17 protein-coding genes are annotated in these 18,684 nt (G+C 69.0%); all 17 read left to right on the top strand.

What is annotated here, in order from left to right:
* The first annotated feature begins 92 nt into the window (after positions 1-92).
* Positions 93-1,538 carry a 3-isopropylmalate dehydratase large subunit gene (leuC, locus tag ACZ5EF_RS11775; protein WP_346062139.1) on the top strand — a complete coding sequence of 482 codons (1,446 nt, stop codon included), beginning with the start codon at positions 93-95 and terminating at the stop codon, positions 1,536-1,538.
* A 3-nt stretch (positions 1,539-1,541) separates the two neighbouring features.
* Positions 1,542-2,189, top strand: a complete 648-nt coding sequence (gene leuD, locus ACZ5EF_RS11770; protein WP_346062140.1) for a 3-isopropylmalate dehydratase small subunit — start codon at positions 1,542-1,544, stop codon at positions 2,187-2,189.
* 36 nt (positions 2,190-2,225) lie between these two features.
* Entirely contained in the window at positions 2,226-3,305 is a 1,080-nt protein-coding gene (leuB, locus tag ACZ5EF_RS11765) for a 3-isopropylmalate dehydrogenase (protein WP_346062141.1), read from the top strand.
* A 91-nt stretch (positions 3,306-3,396) separates the two neighbouring features.
* A complete protein-coding gene (gene asd / locus ACZ5EF_RS11760; RefSeq protein WP_346062142.1) occupies positions 3,397-4,512 on the top strand; it encodes an aspartate-semialdehyde dehydrogenase in 1,116 nt (371 codons plus the stop codon).
* A gap of 164 nt (positions 4,513-4,676) precedes the next feature.
* Positions 4,677-7,169 carry a FimV/HubP family polar landmark protein gene (locus ACZ5EF_RS11755; RefSeq protein ID WP_346062143.1) on the top strand — a complete coding sequence of 831 codons (2,493 nt, stop codon included), beginning with the start codon at positions 4,677-4,679 and terminating at the stop codon, positions 7,167-7,169.
* Positions 7,170-7,176: 7 nt separating this feature from the next.
* Entirely contained in the window at positions 7,177-8,100 is a 924-nt protein-coding gene (truA, locus tag ACZ5EF_RS11750; RefSeq protein ID WP_346062144.1) for a tRNA pseudouridine(38-40) synthase TruA, read from the top strand.
* A gap of 5 nt (positions 8,101-8,105) precedes the next feature.
* Positions 8,106-8,750, top strand: a complete 645-nt coding sequence (locus ACZ5EF_RS11745) for a phosphoribosylanthranilate isomerase (protein ID WP_346062145.1) — start codon at positions 8,106-8,108, stop codon at positions 8,748-8,750.
* Positions 8,751-8,760: 10 nt separating this feature from the next.
* Positions 8,761-9,975, top strand: coding sequence for a tryptophan synthase subunit beta (gene trpB / locus ACZ5EF_RS11740; RefSeq protein WP_346062146.1), 1,215 nt, complete (start codon positions 8,761-8,763; stop codon positions 9,973-9,975).
* A gap of 10 nt (positions 9,976-9,985) precedes the next feature.
* Positions 9,986-10,789: a tryptophan synthase subunit alpha gene (trpA, locus tag ACZ5EF_RS11735; protein ID WP_346062147.1), complete on the top strand. Its 804-nt coding sequence runs from the start codon at positions 9,986-9,988 to the stop codon at positions 10,787-10,789.
* A 74-nt stretch (positions 10,790-10,863) separates the two neighbouring features.
* The gene (gene accD / locus ACZ5EF_RS11730) at positions 10,864-11,820 is read left to right on the top strand and encodes an acetyl-CoA carboxylase, carboxyltransferase subunit beta (protein WP_346062148.1); all 957 of its coding nucleotides are present in this window, start codon (positions 10,864-10,866) and stop codon (positions 11,818-11,820) included.
* A 3-nt stretch (positions 11,821-11,823) separates the two neighbouring features.
* Positions 11,824-13,101: a bifunctional tetrahydrofolate synthase/dihydrofolate synthase gene (gene folC, locus ACZ5EF_RS11725; protein WP_346062149.1), complete on the top strand. Its 1,278-nt coding sequence runs from the start codon at positions 11,824-11,826 to the stop codon at positions 13,099-13,101.
* Positions 13,102-13,168: 67 nt separating this feature from the next.
* The gene (locus ACZ5EF_RS11720) at positions 13,169-13,822 is read left to right on the top strand and encodes an SPOR domain-containing protein (protein WP_346062150.1); all 654 of its coding nucleotides are present in this window, start codon (positions 13,169-13,171) and stop codon (positions 13,820-13,822) included.
* Positions 13,823-13,873: 51 nt separating this feature from the next.
* Positions 13,874-14,437, top strand: a complete 564-nt coding sequence (locus ACZ5EF_RS11715) for a CvpA family protein (protein WP_346062151.1) — start codon at positions 13,874-13,876, stop codon at positions 14,435-14,437.
* An 82-nt stretch (positions 14,438-14,519) separates the two neighbouring features.
* Positions 14,520-16,043 carry an amidophosphoribosyltransferase gene (gene purF / locus ACZ5EF_RS11710; protein WP_346062152.1) on the top strand — a complete coding sequence of 508 codons (1,524 nt, stop codon included), beginning with the start codon at positions 14,520-14,522 and terminating at the stop codon, positions 16,041-16,043.
* 10 nt (positions 16,044-16,053) lie between these two features.
* Complete coding sequence (locus ACZ5EF_RS11705) at positions 16,054-17,250, top strand: O-succinylhomoserine sulfhydrylase (protein ID WP_346062153.1); 1,197 nt, start codon at positions 16,054-16,056, stop codon at positions 17,248-17,250.
* Between the two features lie 180 nt (positions 17,251-17,430).
* Positions 17,431-17,976, top strand: coding sequence for a cytochrome b (locus ACZ5EF_RS11700; RefSeq protein ID WP_346062154.1), 546 nt, complete (start codon positions 17,431-17,433; stop codon positions 17,974-17,976).
* A gap of 77 nt (positions 17,977-18,053) precedes the next feature.
* Positions 18,054-18,635, top strand: a complete 582-nt coding sequence (locus ACZ5EF_RS11695) for a YceI family protein (protein WP_346062155.1) — start codon at positions 18,054-18,056, stop codon at positions 18,633-18,635.
* The last annotated feature ends 49 nt before the right edge of the window (positions 18,636-18,684 follow it).

Genomic DNA, 18,684 nt, shown 5'->3' with positions numbered 1-18,684 from the left:
AAAGAACATGAATTGATTTTATGGGTGGCGCCCCCTAGTCTCGAGGCATCAGAGAAGCGCGGGCAGCGAGCCCGCCCCTGGAGGAGACCCCCATGGCAGGCCAGACGCTCTACGACAAGCTGTGGTCACAGCACCTGGTAAAGGAACGTGACGACGGTACCGCCCTGATCTATATCGATCGCCACCTGCTCCACGAGGTGACCTCGCCCCAGGCCTTCGAGGGCTTGCGCCTGGCGGGCCGCCGGCCCTGGCGCCTGGACGCCAACCTGGCCACTCCGGACCATAACGTGCCCACCACCGTGGTGGAGCGGGCCCGGGGCAATGCCGGTATTCAGGACCCAGTGTCGCTGATCCAGGTGCAGACCCTGGACGACAACTGCGAAGCCTTCGGCATCGAGGAGTTCAAGATCAACGACGCCCGCCAGGGCATCGTCCATGTGGTGGGCCCGGAGCAGGGCGCCACCCTGCCGGGCATGACCGTGGTGTGCGGTGACTCCCATACCGCCACCCATGGCGCCTTCGCGGCCCTGGCCCACGGCATCGGCACCTCCGAGGTGGAGCACGTGCTGGCCACCCAGTGCCTGCTGGCCCAGAAGATGAAGAACATGCTGGTGCGGGTCGAGGGCGAGCTGGGCCTCGGCGTCACCGCCAAGGACATCGTGCTGGCGGTGATTGGCAAGATCGGCACCGCCGGCGGCACCGGCTACGCCATCGAGTTCGCCGGCAGCGCCATCCGCGGCCTCTCCATGGAAGGCCGCATGACGGTCTGCAACATGGCCATCGAGGCGGGCGCCCGGGTCGGCCTGATCGCTGTCGATGACACCACCATCGACTACCTCAAGGATCGCCCCTATGCGCCCAGCGCCGCCCAGTGGGAGGCCGCCGTGGCCGACTGGCGCGGCCTGGTCTCCGACGCCGATGCGCGCTTCGACAAGGTGGTCGAGCTGGATGCCGCCGAGATCGAGCCTCAGGTGACCTGGGGCACCAGCCCCGAGATGGTCACCGGCGTCTCCGGCGAGGTGCCCGACCCCGAGGCCCAGGCGGATGCCACCCTGAAGAGCGGCTACCAGCGCGCCCTGGAGTACATGGGCCTGGCGCCCAGGCAGAAGATCACCGATATCCGCCTCGACAAGGTGTTTATCGGCTCCTGCACCAACTCGCGCATCGAGGACCTGCGCGAGGCGGCCAAGGTGGCCAAGGGCAAGAAGGTCGCCGACTCCGTCCAGTTGGCCATGGTGGTGCCGGGCTCCGGCCTGGTGAAGCGCCAGGCCGAGGCCGAGGGACTCGACAAGGTCTTCGTCGAGGCGGGCTTCGAGTGGCGCGAGCCGGGCTGCTCCATGTGCCTGGCCATGAACGCCGACAAGCTGGGCGCCGGCGAGCACTGCGCCTCCACCTCGAACCGCAACTTCGAGGGTCGCCAGGGCTACGGCGGGCGCACCCACCTGGTGAGCCCGGCGATGGCCGCCGCCGCCGCCATCGCCGGTCACTTCGTCGATGTGCGCACCCTCGAATCGAACCGCGCCGCCCAGGAGGCCTGAGTCATGCAGAAATTCGAACGTCAGCAGGGGCTGGTGGCGCCCCTCGATCGGGCCAACGTGGACACCGATCTGATCATCCCCAAGCAGTTCCTCAAGTCGATCCAGCGCAGCGGCTTCGGCGTCAACCTCTTCGACGAGCTGCGTTACCTGGACGAGGGCCAGCCGGGCCAGGACTGCTCGGCGCGCCCCCTCAACCCCGACTTCGTGCTCAACCAGGCGCGCTACCAGGGCGCCAGCGTGTTGCTGGCGCGGCGCAACTTCGGCTGCGGCAGTTCCCGGGAGCACGCCCCCTGGGCCCTGGCCGACTTCGGCTTCCGGGTGGTGATCGCGCCGAGCTTCGCCGATATCTTCTATAACAATGCCTTCAAGAACGGCATCCTGCTGATCACCCTGGCGGAGGAGGCCGTCGACCGGCTGTTCCGCGAGGTGGAGGCCAGCGAGGGCTATCGCCTCGACGTGGACCTGGAGCAGCAGCGCATCACCACGCCGAGCGGCGAGATCCTCGAGTTCGCGGTGGACGCCTTCCGCAAGCACTGTCTGCTCGAGGGGCTCGACGATATCGGCATCACTCTGCAGGACGAGGAGGCCATCCACGCCTTCGAGCAGAAGCATCGCGCCGCCCGCCCCTGGCTGTTCCGCCAGGCCGGCTGAGCCGCCTATTCATCGATTCAAGGGAAGACACAGCTGATGAGCCGCAAGATTCTCGTTCTGCCGGGCGACGGTATCGGTCCGGAAATCACCCGCGAGGCGGTCAAGGTCCTCGAGGCCTGCCAGGCCAAGGGCCTGGACGTGACCCTGGAAGAGGGCCTGGTGGGGGGCGCCGGCTATGACGCCCATGGCGAGCCGCTGCCCGCGGTGACTCTCGACAAGGCCAGGGCCGCCGACGCCATCCTGCTGGGCGCCGTGGGCGGCCCCAAGTGGGATGCCCTGGAGGACCTGTCCAAGCGTCCCGAGAAGGGGCTGCTGGGCCTGCGCAAGAACCTGGGGCTGTTCGGCAACCTGCGTCCGGCGCTGCTCTACCCGCAGCTGGCCGAGGCCTCGACCCTCAAGCCCGAGGTGGTCTCCGGCCTGGACATCCTGATCGTCCGCGAGCTGACCGGCGGCATCTACTTCGGCCAGCCCCGGGGCATCGAGGAGCGCGACGGCGAGCGGGTCGGCTTCAACACCTATGTCTACTCGGAGTCGGAGATCGAGCGTATCGGTCGCCTGGCCTTCGAGATGGCCCAGAAGCGCGGCAAGAAACTGTGCAGCGTCGACAAGGCCAACGTGCTGGAGGTGACCATCCTGTGGCGCGAGATCATGGAGCGCCTGGCGCCGGAGTATCCGGACGTGGAACTCTCCCACATGTACGTGGATAACGCCGCCATGCAGCTGGTGCGCGCCCCCAAGCAGTTCGACGTCATCGTCACCGGCAACATGTTCGGCGATATCCTCTCGGACGCCGCCGCCATGCTCACCGGCTCCATCGGCATGCTGCCCTCGGCGTCCCTCAACGAGAGCGGCCAGGGCATGTACGAGCCCTGCCACGGCAGTGCCCCGGATATCGCCGGCCAGAATATCGCCAATCCGCTGGCCACCATCCTCTCGGTGGCCATGATGCTGCGCTACTCTCTGGGTGAGACCGCCCTGGCCGGCCGCATCGAGAGCGCCGTGGGCCAGGTGCTGGATCAGGGCCTGCGTACCGCCGATATCGCCTACCCGGGCACCCGCCAGGTTTCCACCACCGAGATGGGCGACGCCGTACTGGCCGCCTTCGAGGCGCTCTAAACGCGCCCTCGGTATTCCCGCGCCCGTGGCACCCGCGGGCGCCACCTCCCCTCGAGCGGGGAGGCACACATATTTTCAGGAGGACATTCACATGTTGAAAGTCGGTTTTGTCGGTTGGCGTGGCATGGTGGGCTCCGTGCTGATGCAGCGCATGGTGGAAGACGGAGACTTCAAGGGCATCGAGCCCATCTTCTTCACCACCTCCCAGGTCGGTCAGCCGGGCCCGGACGTCGGCGTGGAAGTGCCCCCCCTCAAGGACGCCTTCGACCAGGAGGCCCTCAAGGCCCTGGACGTGGTCATCACCTGTCAGGGTGGCGATTACACCCAGGCGGTCTATCAGGACCTGCGTCAGGCCGGCTGGAAGGGCTACTGGATCGACGCCGCCAGCACCCTGCGCATGGCGGACGAGGCGACCATCGTCCTGGATCCGGTCAACCGCCATGTGATCGATACTCAGCTGGCCAAGGGCGCCAAGACCTTCGTCGGCGGCAACTGCACCGTGTCGCTGATGCTGATGGGCCTGGGCGGGCTCTTCGAGGCCGGTATGGTCGAGTGGATGACCTCCATGACCTACCAGGCCGCCTCCGGCTCCGGCGCCAAGCATATGCGCGAGCTGCTCAACCAGATGGGCGCCCTGCGCGACAGCGTGGCCTCCGAACTCGCCGATCCGGCCAGCGCCATCCTGGATATCGACCGCAAGGTCACCGCGGCCATGCGCGGCGGCGACTTCCCCACCGAGAACTTCACCGCGCCGCTGGCCGGCAGCCTCTTGCCGTGGATCGACGTCAAGCGTGACAACGGCCAGAGCAAGGAGGAGTGGAAGGGCAGCGTCGAGACCAACAAGATCCTCGGCCTCGACAACAACCCCATCCCCATCGATGGCCTCTGCGTGCGTATCGGTGCCATGCGCTCCCATAGCCAGGCCTTCACCATCAAGCTGAAGCAGGACGTGCCCCTGGACGAGATCGAGGAGCGCATCGCCAAGCACAACGACTGGGTCAAGGTAATCCCCAACGACAAGGAGGCGACCATCGCCGACCTGACCCCGGCGGCGGCCACCGGCACCCTCAGCGTCCCGGTGGGGCGCCTGCGCAAGCTGGCCATGGGCGGCGACTACCTCTCCGCCTTCAGCGTCGGCGACCAGCTGCTGTGGGGCGCCGCCGAGCCCCTCAAGCGGATGCTCAAGATCCTCCGCGAACAGCAATAAGCGCCGGAAACGCGAAAGCCGCAAAACGCCTCCCCAGGGAGGCGTTTTGCATGATGGCTCCCTTGTACAGCGGCCGTTGAAACGCCCCGGGAAAGGCGGGGCGGAGAGCGGTATCTTGAGTGTTACACTGACAAACAGTGACACTTTAGCCATAGGTGGCCGCCATGAAACGCAAGCTCAAGGGTGCCGTGCTGCTCGGACTCTCCCTGGCCAGTCCCCAGGCGCTGGCCCTGGGGGTGGGGGCGCTGGAGGTGCACTCTCCACTGGGGGCGCCCCTGGAGGCCACCATTCCCCTCTATGATACCCAGGGGCTCGATCCGGCGGCCTTCCAGGCGCGCCTCGCCGATGCCCAGACCTATGCCCGCGCCGGCCTGGCCCGCAGTGAGCCGCTCCGCGACCTCGGCTTCCGGGTCGAGCGCCGCGGCGCCCGCCTGGTGCTGGCACTCGACTCGCGCCAGCCGATCAACGAACCCTACCTGGACCTGCTGATCGACCTGGAGTGGCCAGGCGGCCAGCAACTGCGTCAGATCACCCTCTTGCTGGATCCCCCGGACTACCGCCCCCTGGGGGAGCCCGCCGCGCCCCGGGTGCCGGCCACGCCCGCGACTCCGGCGCCTGCCGCGACACCCCGGACCGTTTCCTCGCCAGCCGCCCCCTCTCCGGCGGCGCAGGCCCAGGGTAATCCCGCCTTCGTGCGCTCCGGGGACACCCTCTGGGCGGTGGCCAGCCGGCTACGCCCGGATAGCGACGTCAGCATGCAGCAGATGATGCTGGCCCTGGTGGCGGCCAACCCCGAGGTCTTCCCCAACGGCAATATCAACCAGATGCGCGCCGGCTTTGCCCTGAGGGTGCCGGGGCGCGAGGGCCTGGTGGCGATCTCCCGGGCCGAGGCGGACCAGTTGGTGCAGGCCCATCACCAGGCCTGGGCCAATCGCGGCGGCGGCGCCCCGGCACCGGTAGCCATGCCGACGCTGGTTGCGGCGGTGGCGCCCCGGGCCGAGGCCGCCCGGGAAGCGCTGCCTCCCGAGAATGGTGAGGCCGAGGTGCAAGCCGAGGCCGAACCCGCCGCGGAGGTGTCAGGCGGCGAGACTCCGGCGCCCTCCGCCGAGTCGACGCCGGCAGCGCCCGCCGCCCAAGAGGCGGAAGGCGAGGCCGTGGCGCCAAGCGCCGGCGACGAGCAGGCCGCCCCGCGGCTGGTGCTGCTGAGCGATGCCGAGCTGGCGGCGGAGCAGGCGGTGGGTCAGGCCGACGAGGAGGGCGCCATCGAGCCGGCCTTCGGGGAGTCCGTCGCCGAGGAAGCGAAGGCGTCGGCCCTGGCCGCGGCGGATGGCCTGGCCGAAGGGGAAGACGTGGTCGAGGAGCGCGCTCCCACCCCAATGCAGAGTGGCGAGCCGCTGCTGGCCCAGTCGTCCGCGGCGGAGGAGGCCGGGCTCGCCGAGGAGCCCCGCCCCGCGACGGCGTTGGCCGAGCTGCGCGAGGAGCGTGATGAGCTGCGTGGCGAAATCACCGCCCTGCGCGACGAGATGGCCGCCCTGCGCGAGCAGTTGGCGGCCCTGGTCGCCGATGATGGTGGGGCCGATGGGGCCGGCCTCGGGGGGATCGTGCCGCCCGATAGCGCGACGCCTGCCGAGGGCGCCCCGGCTCAGAATCGTCCCTGGTGGGGAGCGATCTGGGCCGGTGCCCGGGATCATACTCTGGCCCTGGGCGGTGCCGCCCTGGCGCTACTGCTGGCGCTCTGGGCGCTGCTGCGCCGGCGTCGCGAGGAGGACGAGGGGCAGAGCTTCGCCGAGCTCTATGCGGCGAGCCCGGCGCCGGAGGCCCATCCGGCCTGGGCCGTGCCCGGACCGGCCCAGCCGGGGCGTAGCGCCCTCCCCGAGGCGGAGGCGATCAGCGAGGCGGATATCTTTATCGCCTATGGCCGCTATGACCAGGCCAGGGAATTACTGGAGGCGAGCCTGGCTCGGGATCCCAGCCGCGATGACCTGCGCCTGAAGCTGATGACGGTGCTGGTGGAGCAGCGCGACTGGGCGGCGGCGCGCCGCGAGGGCGAGCTGCTGAAGGCCCACGGTGACCCCGCCCTGGCCGCCGAGTTGGCTCGCCTGCAGACCCGCTGCCAGGCGGAGGCCGATGGCGAGCCCTCGGCTCCCGCCGAGCCCCAGGGGCCAAGCCCCGGTGAGCCGAGTGTCGATTCGTCCCAGGCCGACTCGGTGGAGCGGATGATCGATTATGGTCCCTCGCAGGATGTGGGAGACGAGCCCGGCGCCTCGGAGGCCGAGGCACCCCGGGCCGAGTCGTCGGAACGGGAGCGAATTATCGACTATCGCCCGCCCCAGATCGAGCCCGTCGAGCCCAAGGGCGAGACGCCCCAGCAGCCCGAGGTGGCCTTTACCGGCGATGACGAGGCGGCAGCGCCGCCGGCCGATGCGGCGATTCCCGCGGATTGGGAGGTGGAGGAGCTGGCCTTCCCGGCCGCGGATCTGGATAATGAAGCTCCCGCCGCTGCCCCGGCAGCGCAGCGGCTCCTGGCCGAGGCCCAAGCCTTGCTCGAGACGGGCGAGCGCGAGCGGGCCGCCGAGCTGCTGGCCCGCGTCGTGGCCGACGGCGATGACCAACGACGAGAGCAGGCGCGGGCCCTGATCGCCCAGCACAACCTCTGATGAGCCGATGCCCCTGTTCGAGCCCCTAGACGAGACCCGCCCCCTGACCGGACGCCTGGCCCTGGGCGTGGAATACGATGGCAGCGCCTACTGCGGCTGGCAGCGCCTCAAGCATGCCGCCTCGGTGCAGGCCTCCCTGGAAGAGGCCCTGTCGAGGGTCGCCGCCGCCCCGGTCAAGGTGCTGTGCAGCGGCCGCACCGACAGCGGCGTGCATGCCACCCGCCAGGTGGTGCATTTCGACCCGCCGGCGCCGCGCTCCCAGAAGGCCTGGGTGTTCGGCGTCAATGCCAACCTGCCACGGGATATCGCCGTGCGCTGGGTGCATCCGGTGCCCGACGACTTCCATGCGCGCTTCAGGGCCCTGGCGCGGCGCTACCGCTACGTGATCCTCAACCAGCCCAGCCGTCCGGTGCTGGAGCGCGCCAACGTCACCTGGTGTCGCGACCCCCTGGACGCCGAGGCCATGCACCGCGCCGCCCAGGTACTGGTGGGGGAGCACGACTTCTCCAGCTTCCGCGCCGCCGGCTGCCAGTCGAAGAGCCCCTGGCGCCATCTGCACTTTATCGAGGTGCATCGCCATGGCCCCCTGGTGGTCATCGACGTCCAGGGCAACGCCTTCCTGCACCATATGATTCGCAATATCGCCGGCGCCCTGGTGGCGGTGGGGCGCGGCGAGCAGGCCGAGACCTACCTGGCCGAGCTGATGACCCTGAAGGATCGCGCCCGGGGCGCCGTGACCGCCCCGGCCTGTGGCCTGCACTTCGTCGACTCCCTCTATGACGAGGCCTACGGGCTGCCCCGGGAGCCATTGGGCCCCAGCCTGCTGGCCTTCCTGGGCGAGTGGACCGGCGAGCGCCCCCTGCCCGACTGCCCCATGGTCGAGTACCGTCGCGGCCGCCCGGTCGCTTCCCTCACCGCCGCCGAGGAGTAAGCCCCATGTTGCAACGTACCCGGGTCAAGATCTGCGGGTTGACCCGCGAGGCGGACGTCGACGCCGCCGTGGCCGCCGGCGCCGATGCCCTGGGCTTCGTGATGTGGCCGGGCAGCCAGCGCGGCATCGATCTCGAGCGCCTGGCCGCCTTGAGCGCCCGGGTGCCGGCCTTCGTCACCCGGGTGGGGCTCTTCGTCGACCAGGAGCCCGAGCTGATCGCCCGCTGCGCCGCGCACCTGGACCTGCTGCAGCTCCACGGCAAGGAATCTCCCGAATTCTGCGCGGCCCTGCCGCGGCCCTGGATCAAGGCGCTGCGCATGCGTGAGGGGCTCGATCTGCATGGCGCGGCGGCGGACTACGCCGGCGCCCGGGCCCTGCTGCTGGACGCCTACAAGCCCGGCGTGCCGGGGGGTACCGGCGAGACCTTCGACTGGTCGCGGATCCCCGCAAGCCTGGCAAAACCTGTTATTCTCGCGGGAGGCTTGAGCGCCGACAATGTCGGCCAGGCGATCGCCGCGGTGCGCCCCTTCGCCGTCGATGTCTCCGGCGGGGTGGAGAGCGCCCCCGGGGTCAAGGACCCCGCCAAGATCGCAGCCTTCCTGCGCCAGGTATTCCTGAGCCATCCCATCCAAGCCCAAGCGACCCTGTGAGGTGTCTTTCGTGACCAAGTTCAGCGACCTGACCCGACTGCCCGATGCCCGTGGCCACTTCGGCCCCTACGGCGGCCGGTTCGTATCGGAAACGTTGAGCTTCGCCCTGGAGGAGTTGGAGAGCATCTACGCGAGCCTTCGCGACGATCCCGACTTCCAGGCCGAATTCGACCGTGACCTGGCCCACTATGTGGGTCGTCCCTCGCCGCTCTATCATGCCGAGCGATGGTCACGGGAACTGGGTGGCGCGCAGATCTGGCTGAAGCGGGAAGACCTCAACCACACCGGCGCCCACAAGGTGAACAACACCATCGGCCAGGCCCTGCTGGCCAAGAAGAGCGGCAAGCCGCGGGTCATCGCCGAGACCGGTGCCGGCCAGCACGGCGTGGCCACCGCCACGGTGGCGGCGCGCCTGGGCCTGGAGTGCGAGGTCTATATGGGCGCCGAAGACGTCGAGCGCCAGAAGCTCAACGTCTACCGCATGCAGCTGCTGGGCGCCAGGGTGATCCCGGTGGAGTCCGGTACCCGCACCCTCAAGGACGCCATGAACGAGGCGCTGCGCGACTGGGTCACCAACGTCGACAACACCTTCTATATCATCGGCACCGTGGCCGGCCCGCACCCCTATCCGATGCTGGTGCGCGACTTCAATGCCGTGGTGGGCCGCGAGGCGCGCCGCCAGTCCCTGGAGCAGATCGGCCGTTTGCCGGACGCCCTGGTGGCCTGCGTCGGTGGCGGCTCCAACGCCATGGGGCTCTTCTATCCCTTCGTCGAGGACGACGAGGTGAAGATGTACGGGGTCGAGGCGGGCGGCGACGGCGTCGAGACCGGTCGCCACGCCGCGCCGCTGGCCTCCAATGCGCCGCGCGGCGTGCTGCATGGCAACCGCACCTACCTGATGTCCGACGAGGCGGGGCAGGTCAGCGATACCCACTCCATCTCCGCCGGCCTGGATTACCCTGGCGTCGGCCCCGAGCACGCCCTGTGGAAGGACGTGGGGCGGGTCGAGTACGTGACCGCCAACGACGACGCCGTGCTCGAGGCGTTCCGCGAGCTGACCCGGGTCGAGGGCATCATGCCCGCGCTGGAGTCCGCCCATGCCCTGGCCCATGCCAAGGTGCTGGCGCCGACGATGCGCCCCGACCAGCATATCGTGGTCAACCTCTCCGGCCGCGGTGACAAGGACATCATGACCGTTGCCAAGCTCGACGGCATCGTAATCTAAGGACGCCCCGATGAATCGTATCGACCAACGTTTCGCCGACCTCAAGGCGCAGGGCCGCAAGGCCCTGATTCCCTACCTCACCGCCGGGGACCCGGGGCCCGAGCACACCGTGGGCTTCATGCATGCCCTGGTGGAGGCGGGTGCCGACGTGATCGAGCTGGGGGTGCCTTTCTCCGACCCCATGGCCGATGGCCCGGTGATCCAGAAGGCCTGCGAGCGCGCCCTGGCCAAGGGCGTGCGGCTGAGCCACCTGTTCGAGATGGTCGGCGAGTTCCGTCGCCAGGATGCCACCACTCCGGTGGTGCTGATGGGTTACCTCAACCCCATCGAGCGGCTGGGCTACGAGGCCTTCGCCGATGCGGCCGCGAGCGCCGGCGTCGACGGCGTGCTGATCGTCGACATGCCGCCGGAGGAGGCCGAGGAGCTGGGGCCGATTCTCAAGGCTCGCGGCCTGGCGATGATCTTCCTGGTGGCCCCTACCACCTCCGAGGCTCGGGCCGCTACAATATGCGCCCATGGCGAGGGCTATCTCTACTATGTCTCCCTCAAGGGGGTGACCGGCTCGGCCAATGTGGATGCCGGCGACGTGGCCAGTCACCTGGCGCCGCTGCGGCGCCTGACCGACCTGCCGCTGTGCGTCGGCTTCGGCATCCGCGATGGCGCCTCGGCGGCGGCGGTGGGGGGCGTCTCCGACGGCGTGATCGTCGGCAGCGCCCTGGTCAGCCGGATCGCCGAAGGGGGCGAGGCCCCGGAGGGCATCGCCCCGGTATTGAAGAAGGTGCTCGGCGAGATGCGCCAGGCCCTGGATGCCTGAGCCGTCGCGGCACTCGTATTGACTCACTGCAGGCCCGGCGATTGCCGGGCCGCCTATGATGGAACTCTTCTGTTATGAGCTGGCTTGACAAGATCGTGCCGTCCATGGGGCGCATTCAGCGCAAGGATCGCCGTGCGAGCGTTCCCGATGGCCTGTGGCGCAAGTGCCCCAAGTGCGAGGCGGTGCTCTACCTCCCCGAGCTCGAGAAACATCACAACGTCTGTCCCAAGTGTGACCACCACCTGCGCCTGACCGCCCGCAAGCGGCTGCAGTGGTTCCTCGACAAGGAGGGCCGCGAGGAGATCAGCGCCGACCTGGAGCCGACGGATCGCCTCAAGTTCCGTGACTCCAAGAAGTACAAGGATCGCCTGGTCGCGGCCCAGAAGGGCACCAGCGAGAAGGATGCCCTGGTGGCCATGCGCGGCAGCCTGGATGGCCTGCCGGTGGTGGCGGTGGCCTTCGAGTTCACCTTCATGGGCGGTTCCATGGGCGCCGTGGTGGGCGAGAAGTTCGTGCGCGCCGCCAGCCGGGCCCTGGAAGAGGGCGTCCCGCTGGTCTGCTTCGCCGCCTCCGGCGGGGCGCGGATGCAGGAAGCGCTGTTCTCGCTGATGCAGATGGCCAAGACCTCGGCGGCCCTGGAGAAGCTCAAGCAGGCCGGGGTGCCCTATATCTCGGTGCTCACCGACCCGGTCTATGGCGGCGTCTCCGCCTCCCTGGCCATGCTCGGTGACCTCAACGTGGCCGAGCCCAATGCGCTGATCGGCTTCGCCGGGCCGCGGGTGATCGAGCAGACCGTGCGCGAGAAGCTGCCGGAAGGCTTCCAGCGCAGCGAGTTCCTCCTCGAGCATGGCGCGGTCGACATGATCGTCCACCGCAGCGAGATGCGCACCCGCCTGGGCGGCGTGCTGCGCAAGCTCAGCGGCCAGCCGTCGCTGGCTCAGGCGGAGGCGGCTCCCGCCGCCGAAGAGGCGCCGCTGGCCGGCGAACCGGAGGCCGATGCCGGTGACGACAGTGCCCAGGGCGCCCGTTAAGCGATGAGTGATACGCCCTCGACCCTCGACGCCTGGCTGGAACGCCTCGAACGCCAGCACCCGGTGAGCATCGACCTGGGCCTGGAGCGGGTGGCCAGGGTCGCCCGGCGCCTGGGCCTCGAGGCGGGCCCCATCGCCGAGCGGGTGATCACCGTGGCCGGCACCAACGGCAAGGGCTCCACGGTGGCCATGCTGGAGGCCCTGGGGCGTGCCCATGGGCTGAGTACCGCCAGCTACACCTCGCCGCACCTGCTGCGCTACAACGAGCGGCTGCGCTTCGATGGCGAGGAGGCCGACGATGCCACCCTGATCGCCGGCTTCGAGGCGGTGGAGGCGGCGCGCCTCGAGGGCGAGACGGTGAGCCTGACCTATTTCGAGGCGGGCACCCTGGCGGCGCTCTGGGCCATCGCCCGGCGTCGCCCGGCGCTTGCCATCCTCGAAGTGGGGCTCGGCGGGCGCCTGGACGCGGTCAACGTGATCGACCCGGACGTGGCGGTGGTCACCACCGTGGCCCAGGATCACGCCGCCTTCCTGGGCGATGACCTGGAGGGGATCGGCCGCGAGAAGGCCGGCATCCTGCGCCCGGGGCGTCCGGCGGTGCTGGGCAGCACTAGCCTGCCCGCCAGCGTGGCCGAGGTGGCCGATACGCTGGGGGCGGTGCGCCACACCCTGGGCGAGGATTACCACCGCGAAGCCGCCGGCGACGGCTGGGCCTGGCAGGGCCTGAACGCCGAGGGCGCAGCCCTGCGACTCGAGGCGCTGCCCGACCCGGGCCTGCCCCTGGACAACGCCGCCACGGCGCTCCAGGCCCTGGCGCTGGCGGGGGTGACCCTGAAGGTCGAGGCCTGTCGTCGGGCCCTGGCCGGCGTGACCCTGGCCGGGCGCATGCAGTGGCGGGGTCAGTGGTGCCTGGACGTGGGGCATAATCCCCACGCCGCGGCCTACCTGGCGGCGCGCCTCGCCGAGCGACGCCAGGCGCCGGGCGCCAGGCGCTATGCGCTGCTGGGCATGCTCGGCGACAAGGATGCCGAGGGGGTGGTGATGGCCCTGGCGCCGGTGATCGATGGCTGGGTCTGTGCCACCCTGGAAGGGGAGCGGACCCGCACCGCCGCCGCCTTGGCCGAGGTGGTGCGTAGCGCCGGCGGCGCGGTACTCGCCGAGCTCGACTCGCCCCGGGCCGGCGCCGACTGGCTCGCCCCGCGGCTGGGCGAGGCCGATGAGGTGCTGGTCTGTGGCTCTTTCTTCACCGTGGCCGAGGTGCTGGCCGGCTGGCAGTCATGATCGTTACCCTGGTCGAGGTGCTGGCCGGCTGGGCCGTCACAAAGATCCAGGATCGGGGGAGGTTCCGATGAAGTATGGAATGCGTGAGCGCCTGAGCGGTGGCTTGATCCTGGTCGCCCTGGGGGTGATCTTCGTGCCCATGCTGTTCGATGAGCCCGCGCCCCGGGAGGAGCGGCCGCGGCCGGTGCTGACCATCGAGCAGCCCATCGCGGTGGATCGCAACCCGGTGGCGGAACCCGCGCCCCCGGCGAGCCTCGAGGGCGAGCTCGAGGCCGAGCGCGGCGATGACGAGTCGAGTTCGTCGCTCGGGGTGACGGCGCTGCCCGAGGCGACGATAGCGGATGAGACGGACGAGTCGCCCGGGGTGGCCGCCATCCCCGAGCCCCAGGCCACACCGGAGCCCGAACCGGCGCCCAGTGAACCGGCGGCGGATCCCATCGCCGAGCTGGCCCAGGCCGCCCAGAACGGCGGGGACTCTCGGCCGCCGGCGGTCGGCGACTGGGCGGTGCAGGCGGGCAGCTTCGGCGAGCCGGCCAATGCCGAGCGCCTGGAGCGCCAGCTCGGTGAGCAGGGCTTCAACGCCTACCGCCGCCCCCGGGATAACGGCCTGACCACCGTCTATGTGGGCCCCTTCGAGAGCTCCGAGGCGGGGGAGCGGGCCCGTGGCGAGCTCAAGGAGAAAGCCAATATCCAGGGCCTGCTGATCCGGGTAAGGGAGTAAGCGTATGCGCCGATACCGAAGGGGCCGAACGGTCCGAGTGGAGAGATCGCCATGGCGCTGACCTGGCTCGACTGGGCCTTCCTGGCGGTGCTGGCCATCACCATGCTCACCGGCTTCATGCGTGGCCTGGTGCGCGAGGCCCTGGGCCTGGGGGCCTGGATCCTGGCGCTGCTGGCGGCGCGTTTCCTGGCCGAGCCGGTGGCGGAGCTGTTGAGCGGGCTGATCGACAGCGCCGACGCCCGCCTGGTGCTGGCCTTTATCCTGGTGATCCTCGGCGTGGTGATCGCCAGCGGCATCGTGATCCGCCTGCTGCATGCCGCCGTGGAGTGGGTCGGCATGGGCGTCTTCAACCGGCTGATGGGGGCCGCCTTCGGCACCCTCAAGGGCGGCGCCATCCTGGTGCTGGTGACGATTCTGATTTCCCTGACGCCCCTGGCCCAGCTCGAGGCCTGGCAGCAGGCCGAGCTGCGCCCGCCCTTCGAGCAGTTGCGCGACTGGGCGGTGAGCCAGTTCGAGGCCTGGGAGTTCAACGAACCCGAGCGCCTGGAGCAGTGGCGCGAACTCTCCCTGCCGGACATGCGCGGCGGGGAGGCGGAGCCGACCGAGACCCCCTGAGGGCGGCGGCAAGAATTTACCGCCGCGGCCGTGGCCGCGGTGGGTCAATGCAAGCGAGTCAATGCAAGCGAGGTAAGGCGGAATGTGCGGTATCGTGGGCCTTATGGCCAATCAGGCAGTCAATCAGGCGCTCTATGATGCCCTGACGGTCCTCCAGCACCGAGGGCAGGATGCCGCCGGTATGATGACCTGGCATGAGGGCCGCTTCCTGCTGCGCAAGAGCAACGGCCTGGTGCGGGACGTCTTCCATACCCGCCATATGGCGCGCCTCAAGGGCAACCTGGGCATCGGTCATGTGCGCTATCCCACCGCCGGCTCCTCCAGCGAGGCGGAGTCACAGCCCTTCTACGTGAACTCCCCCTACGGCATCACCCTGGCCCATAACGGCAACCTGACCAACTCCGATCAGCTCAAGCAGGAGCTCTTCTCCACCGACCTGCGTCATATCAACACCAGCTCCGACTCCGAGGTGCTGCTCAATGTCTTCGCCCACGAGCTGGGCAAGCAGGGCCTCTACCTGTCGCCGGAGGATGTCTTCGATGCGGTGCGTCGCGTGCATCGGCGCTGCCAGGGCGGCTATGCGGCGGTGGCCATCATCAACGGCTTCGGCATGGTGGCCTTCCGCGACCCCCACGGCATCCGCCCGGTGGTCTACGGTGCCCGCCAGGACGAGGGTGGCCACCAGGAGGTGATGATCGCCTCCGAGTCGGTGGCCCTCGACGTGGGCGGCTTCGAGCTGCATCGCGACCTGGCGCCGGGGGAGGCGATCTTCGTCGACATGGCCGGCGCGATCCATACCCAGCAGTGCGCCGACGCCCCGACCCTCGCCCCCTGTATCTTCGAACACGTCTACCTGGCGCGCCCGGACTCCATCCTCGACGGCGCCTATGTGTATGGCACCCGCATGCAGATGGGCCGCAAGCTGGGCGATCGCATCCTGCGCGACTGGCCGGAGCACGATATCGACGTGGTCATCCCGATCCCCGATACCTCGCGCACCTCGGCCCTGGAGCTGGCCCAGCACCTGGGGGTCACCTTCCGCGAAGGCTTCATGAAGAACCGCTATATCGGCCGCACCTTTATCATGCCGGGCCAGACCCAGCGCAAGAAGTCGGTGCGCCAGAAGCTCAACGCCATCGATATCGAGTTCAAGGGCAAGAACGTGCTGCTGGTGGACGACTCCATCGTGCGTGGTACCACCTGCAAGCAGATCATCCAGATGGCCCGGGAAGCCGGCGCCAACAAGGTCTACTTCGCCTCCGCCGCGCCGCCGGTGCGCTACCCCAATGTCTACGGCATCGATATGCCGGCGGCCAACGAGCTGATCGCCCATGGGCGCAGCGAGGCCGAGGTGGGCGAGCTGATCGGCGCCGATCGCATCTTCTACCAGGACCTCGAGGACCTGAAGAGCGCCTGCCGCGAGGTCAACCCGGCCATGCAGGAGTTCGACTGCTCGGTGTTCGACGGCAACTATGTGACCGGTGATATCGACGACGCCTACCTGGCGGCCCTGGAGGCCTCGCGCAACGACAGCGCCAAGCAGCAGAGCGCCGGCGATCATGCCCTGGTGGGCATGCATAACCAGGACGACGATATCGACGACTAAGGGGCAGGTCATGGACCACAATCATCCGTTCGAAGCCGACTGGTCGCTGGAGACCCTGGCGATCCGCGCCGGCCACCGGCGTACCGCGGAGCAGGAGCATGGCGAGCCCATCTTCCCCACCTCCAGCTTCGTCTATGGCAGCGCCGCCGAGGCGGCGCGCAAGTTCGGTGGCGAGGAGCCGGGCAACGTCTACTCCCGCTTCACCAACCCCACGGTGCGCACCTTCGAGGAGCGCCTGGCGGCCATGGAAGGAGGCGAGCGCTGCGTGGCCACCGCCTCCGGCATGGCCGCCATCCTCTCTACCGCCCTGGCGCTGCTGAAGGCGGGGGACGAGATCGTGGCGTCGCGCTCGCTGTTCGGCTCCACCGTCAGCCTGTTCGACAAGTACCTGGGCAAGTTCGGCATCACCACCCGCTATGTGGAGCTGGCCGACCTCGACGCCTGGGAGGCCGCCATCACCCCGGCCACCAAGCTGTTGTTCGCCGAGACGCCGTCGAACCCGCTCTCCGAGCTGGTGGATATCGCCGCGCTCGCCGAGATCGCTCATCGTCACGGGGCGCTGCTCGCCATCGACAACTGCTTCCTGACCCCGGCGCTGCAGAAGCCCCTGGCGCTCGGCGCCGACCTGGTGATTCACTCCGCCACCAAGTACCTGGATGGCCAGGGGCGCGCCATCGGCGGCGCCGTGGTGGGGCGCAACCAGGAGCTGGAGGAGCTGTTTGGGGTGGTGCGTACCTGTGGCCCCTGCATGAGCCCCTTCAATGCCTGGATCTTCACCAAGGGCCTCGAGACCCTGGGGCTGCGCATGCGTGCCCACTGCGACCAGGCCCAGGCCCTGGCCCAGTGGCTGGAGGCGCACCCGGCGGTGACCCGGGTCTACTACAGCGGCCTGGAGAGTCACCCCCAGCATGACCTGGCCAGCCGCCAGCAGCAGGGCTATGGCGCCGTGCTGGGGGTCGAGGTCAAGGGTGGGCGCGAGGGCGCCTGGTCGGTGATCGATGCCACCCGGCTGCTTTCCATCACCGGCAACCTGGGCGACGTCAAGACCACCATCACCCATCCCGCCACCACCACCCATGGGCGCCTGAGCGATGCCCAGCGGGAGGCCGCCGGCATCAGCCAGGGGCTGATCCGCATCGCCGTGGGGCTGGAGTCGCTGGAGGATCTCAAGGCGGATCTGGCCCGCGGCCTGGATGCCCTTTCATAGCGCCGCCCCGTTCCGGCACCGACGCTCGCCCCTCGGGACGAGCGTCGTTTCGGGGCCTGGCCAAGAAGTTCCCCAGACACTGTTTCTTCCAGGGAAATAATCCCTTTACCTTCCCGGGGGTGTGTCCCCCTCGCCGAGTGATTAAGCTGCGCCTTATCGTTTCTCAAGAGGACGTCGAGGATGTGGCGCAATCACCGCAGCGGCTGGGGCTGGATTACCATCGCCATGCATTGGATCAGTGCCGTGGCGATCATCGGGCTCTTCGTGTTGGGCTGGTGGATGACCGACCTCGGTTATTACGACGCTTGGTACAACCTGGCCCCCTGGTGGCACCGCTCCCTGGGGATGCTCGTGCTGGGATTGACCCTGGCGCGGCTGGTCTGGCGCCTGGTCCAGCCGGCGCCCCGGGTACCCGGCAAGCGTCTCGAGCGGTTGGCCGCCCACCTCGGCCATATCGGCCTCTACGGCCTGATGCTGGCGGTGATGGTCAGTGGCTACCTGATCTCCACCGCCAAGGGCCGCGGCATCGACGTCTTCGGCTGGTTCGAGGTGCCGGCACTGATCAGCGGCCTGCCCGACCAGGCGTCCATCGCCGGCGAGGTCCACTGGTACAGCGCCCTGGCGCTGATGATCCTGGCCGGCCTGCATGCCCTGGCCGCCCTCAAGCACCACTTCCTCGACCGTCATGACGTGCTGAGACGCATGATGGTGGCACGTTCCTACTGAAATCCTTCGCTATCCTGTCCCGGGTGCCGATTGGCGGTACCGATGGACCGAATCGCTCGACCCCCAAGGAGTTAGTTATGCTGAAGAAGACCGCCCTGGCCACCCTGGCCGCCGCCGCCCTGATTCCGCTGAGCCAGGCCCAGGCCGCCGACTATGTGATCGATACCGAAGGGCAGCACGCCTTCGTGCAGTTCAAGATCAGTCACCTGGGCTTTTCCTACATCCTGGGCAGCTTCGAGGAGTTCGAGGGCGGCTTCAGCTACGACCCGGAGAATCCGGAGGCGTCCGGCGTCGAGATGGAAGTGCAGGTGGGTAGCCTGAACACCAACCACGCCGAGCGCGATCGGCATATCCTCAGCGACGATTTCCTCGGCGCCGACAGCTTCCCCACCGCCACCTTCGTTTCCACCGGCTTCGAGCCGACCGGCGAGGGCGAAGGGCTGCTCAGCGGCGAGCTGACCCTCAAGGGGCAGACCCAGGCCATCGAGATGCCGGTGACCCTGATGGGCGAGGGCGATGACCCCTGGGGCAACTACCGCGCCGGCTTCGAGGGCAGCACCCTCCTGACCCTGGCCGACTACGGTATCGACATGAGCGCCTTCCCCGAGGCGATGCATGAGCTGGAGCTCTACGTCACCTTCGAGGGCATTCGCCAGTAATCTTCCCCTGGCTCGCACGAGAACGCCGGCTCCCTGGGGAGCCGGCGTT

The organism is Bisbaumannia salifodinae (genome assembly GCF_055388505.1).
This window is presented reverse-complemented; position numbering and strand designations above follow the sequence as displayed.

What these genes read in the sequence shown, in the direction of transcription:
- leuC (WP_346062139.1), top strand. Translation starts at nt 93, where the DNA reads ATGGCAGGCCAGACGCTCTACGACAAGCTGTGGTCACAGCACCTGGTA.
- leuD (WP_346062140.1), top strand. Translation starts at nt 1,542, where the DNA reads ATGCAGAAATTCGAACGTCAGCAGGGGCTGGTGGCGCCCCTCGATCGG.
- leuB (WP_346062141.1), top strand. Translation starts at nt 2,226, where the DNA reads ATGAGCCGCAAGATTCTCGTTCTGCCGGGCGACGGTATCGGTCCGGAA.
- asd (WP_346062142.1), top strand. Translation starts at nt 3,397, where the DNA reads ATGTTGAAAGTCGGTTTTGTCGGTTGGCGTGGCATGGTGGGCTCCGTG.
- ACZ5EF_RS11755 (WP_346062143.1), top strand. Translation starts at nt 4,677, where the DNA reads ATGAAACGCAAGCTCAAGGGTGCCGTGCTGCTCGGACTCTCCCTGGCC.
- truA (WP_346062144.1), top strand. Translation starts at nt 7,177, where the DNA reads ATGCCCCTGTTCGAGCCCCTAGACGAGACCCGCCCCCTGACCGGACGC.
- ACZ5EF_RS11745 (WP_346062145.1), top strand. Translation starts at nt 8,106, where the DNA reads ATGTTGCAACGTACCCGGGTCAAGATCTGCGGGTTGACCCGCGAGGCG.
- trpA (WP_346062147.1), top strand. Translation starts at nt 9,986, where the DNA reads ATGAATCGTATCGACCAACGTTTCGCCGACCTCAAGGCGCAGGGCCGC.
- accD (WP_346062148.1), top strand. Translation starts at nt 10,864, where the DNA reads ATGAGCTGGCTTGACAAGATCGTGCCGTCCATGGGGCGCATTCAGCGC.
- folC (WP_346062149.1), top strand. Translation starts at nt 11,824, where the DNA reads ATGAGTGATACGCCCTCGACCCTCGACGCCTGGCTGGAACGCCTCGAA.
- ACZ5EF_RS11720 (WP_346062150.1), top strand. Translation starts at nt 13,169, where the DNA reads ATGAAGTATGGAATGCGTGAGCGCCTGAGCGGTGGCTTGATCCTGGTC.
- ACZ5EF_RS11715 (WP_346062151.1), top strand. Translation starts at nt 13,874, where the DNA reads ATGGCGCTGACCTGGCTCGACTGGGCCTTCCTGGCGGTGCTGGCCATC.
- purF (WP_346062152.1), top strand. Translation starts at nt 14,520, where the DNA reads ATGTGCGGTATCGTGGGCCTTATGGCCAATCAGGCAGTCAATCAGGCG.
- ACZ5EF_RS11705 (WP_346062153.1), top strand. Translation starts at nt 16,054, where the DNA reads ATGGACCACAATCATCCGTTCGAAGCCGACTGGTCGCTGGAGACCCTG.
- ACZ5EF_RS11700 (WP_346062154.1), top strand. Translation starts at nt 17,431, where the DNA reads ATGTGGCGCAATCACCGCAGCGGCTGGGGCTGGATTACCATCGCCATG.
- ACZ5EF_RS11695 (WP_346062155.1), top strand. Translation starts at nt 18,054, where the DNA reads ATGCTGAAGAAGACCGCCCTGGCCACCCTGGCCGCCGCCGCCCTGATT.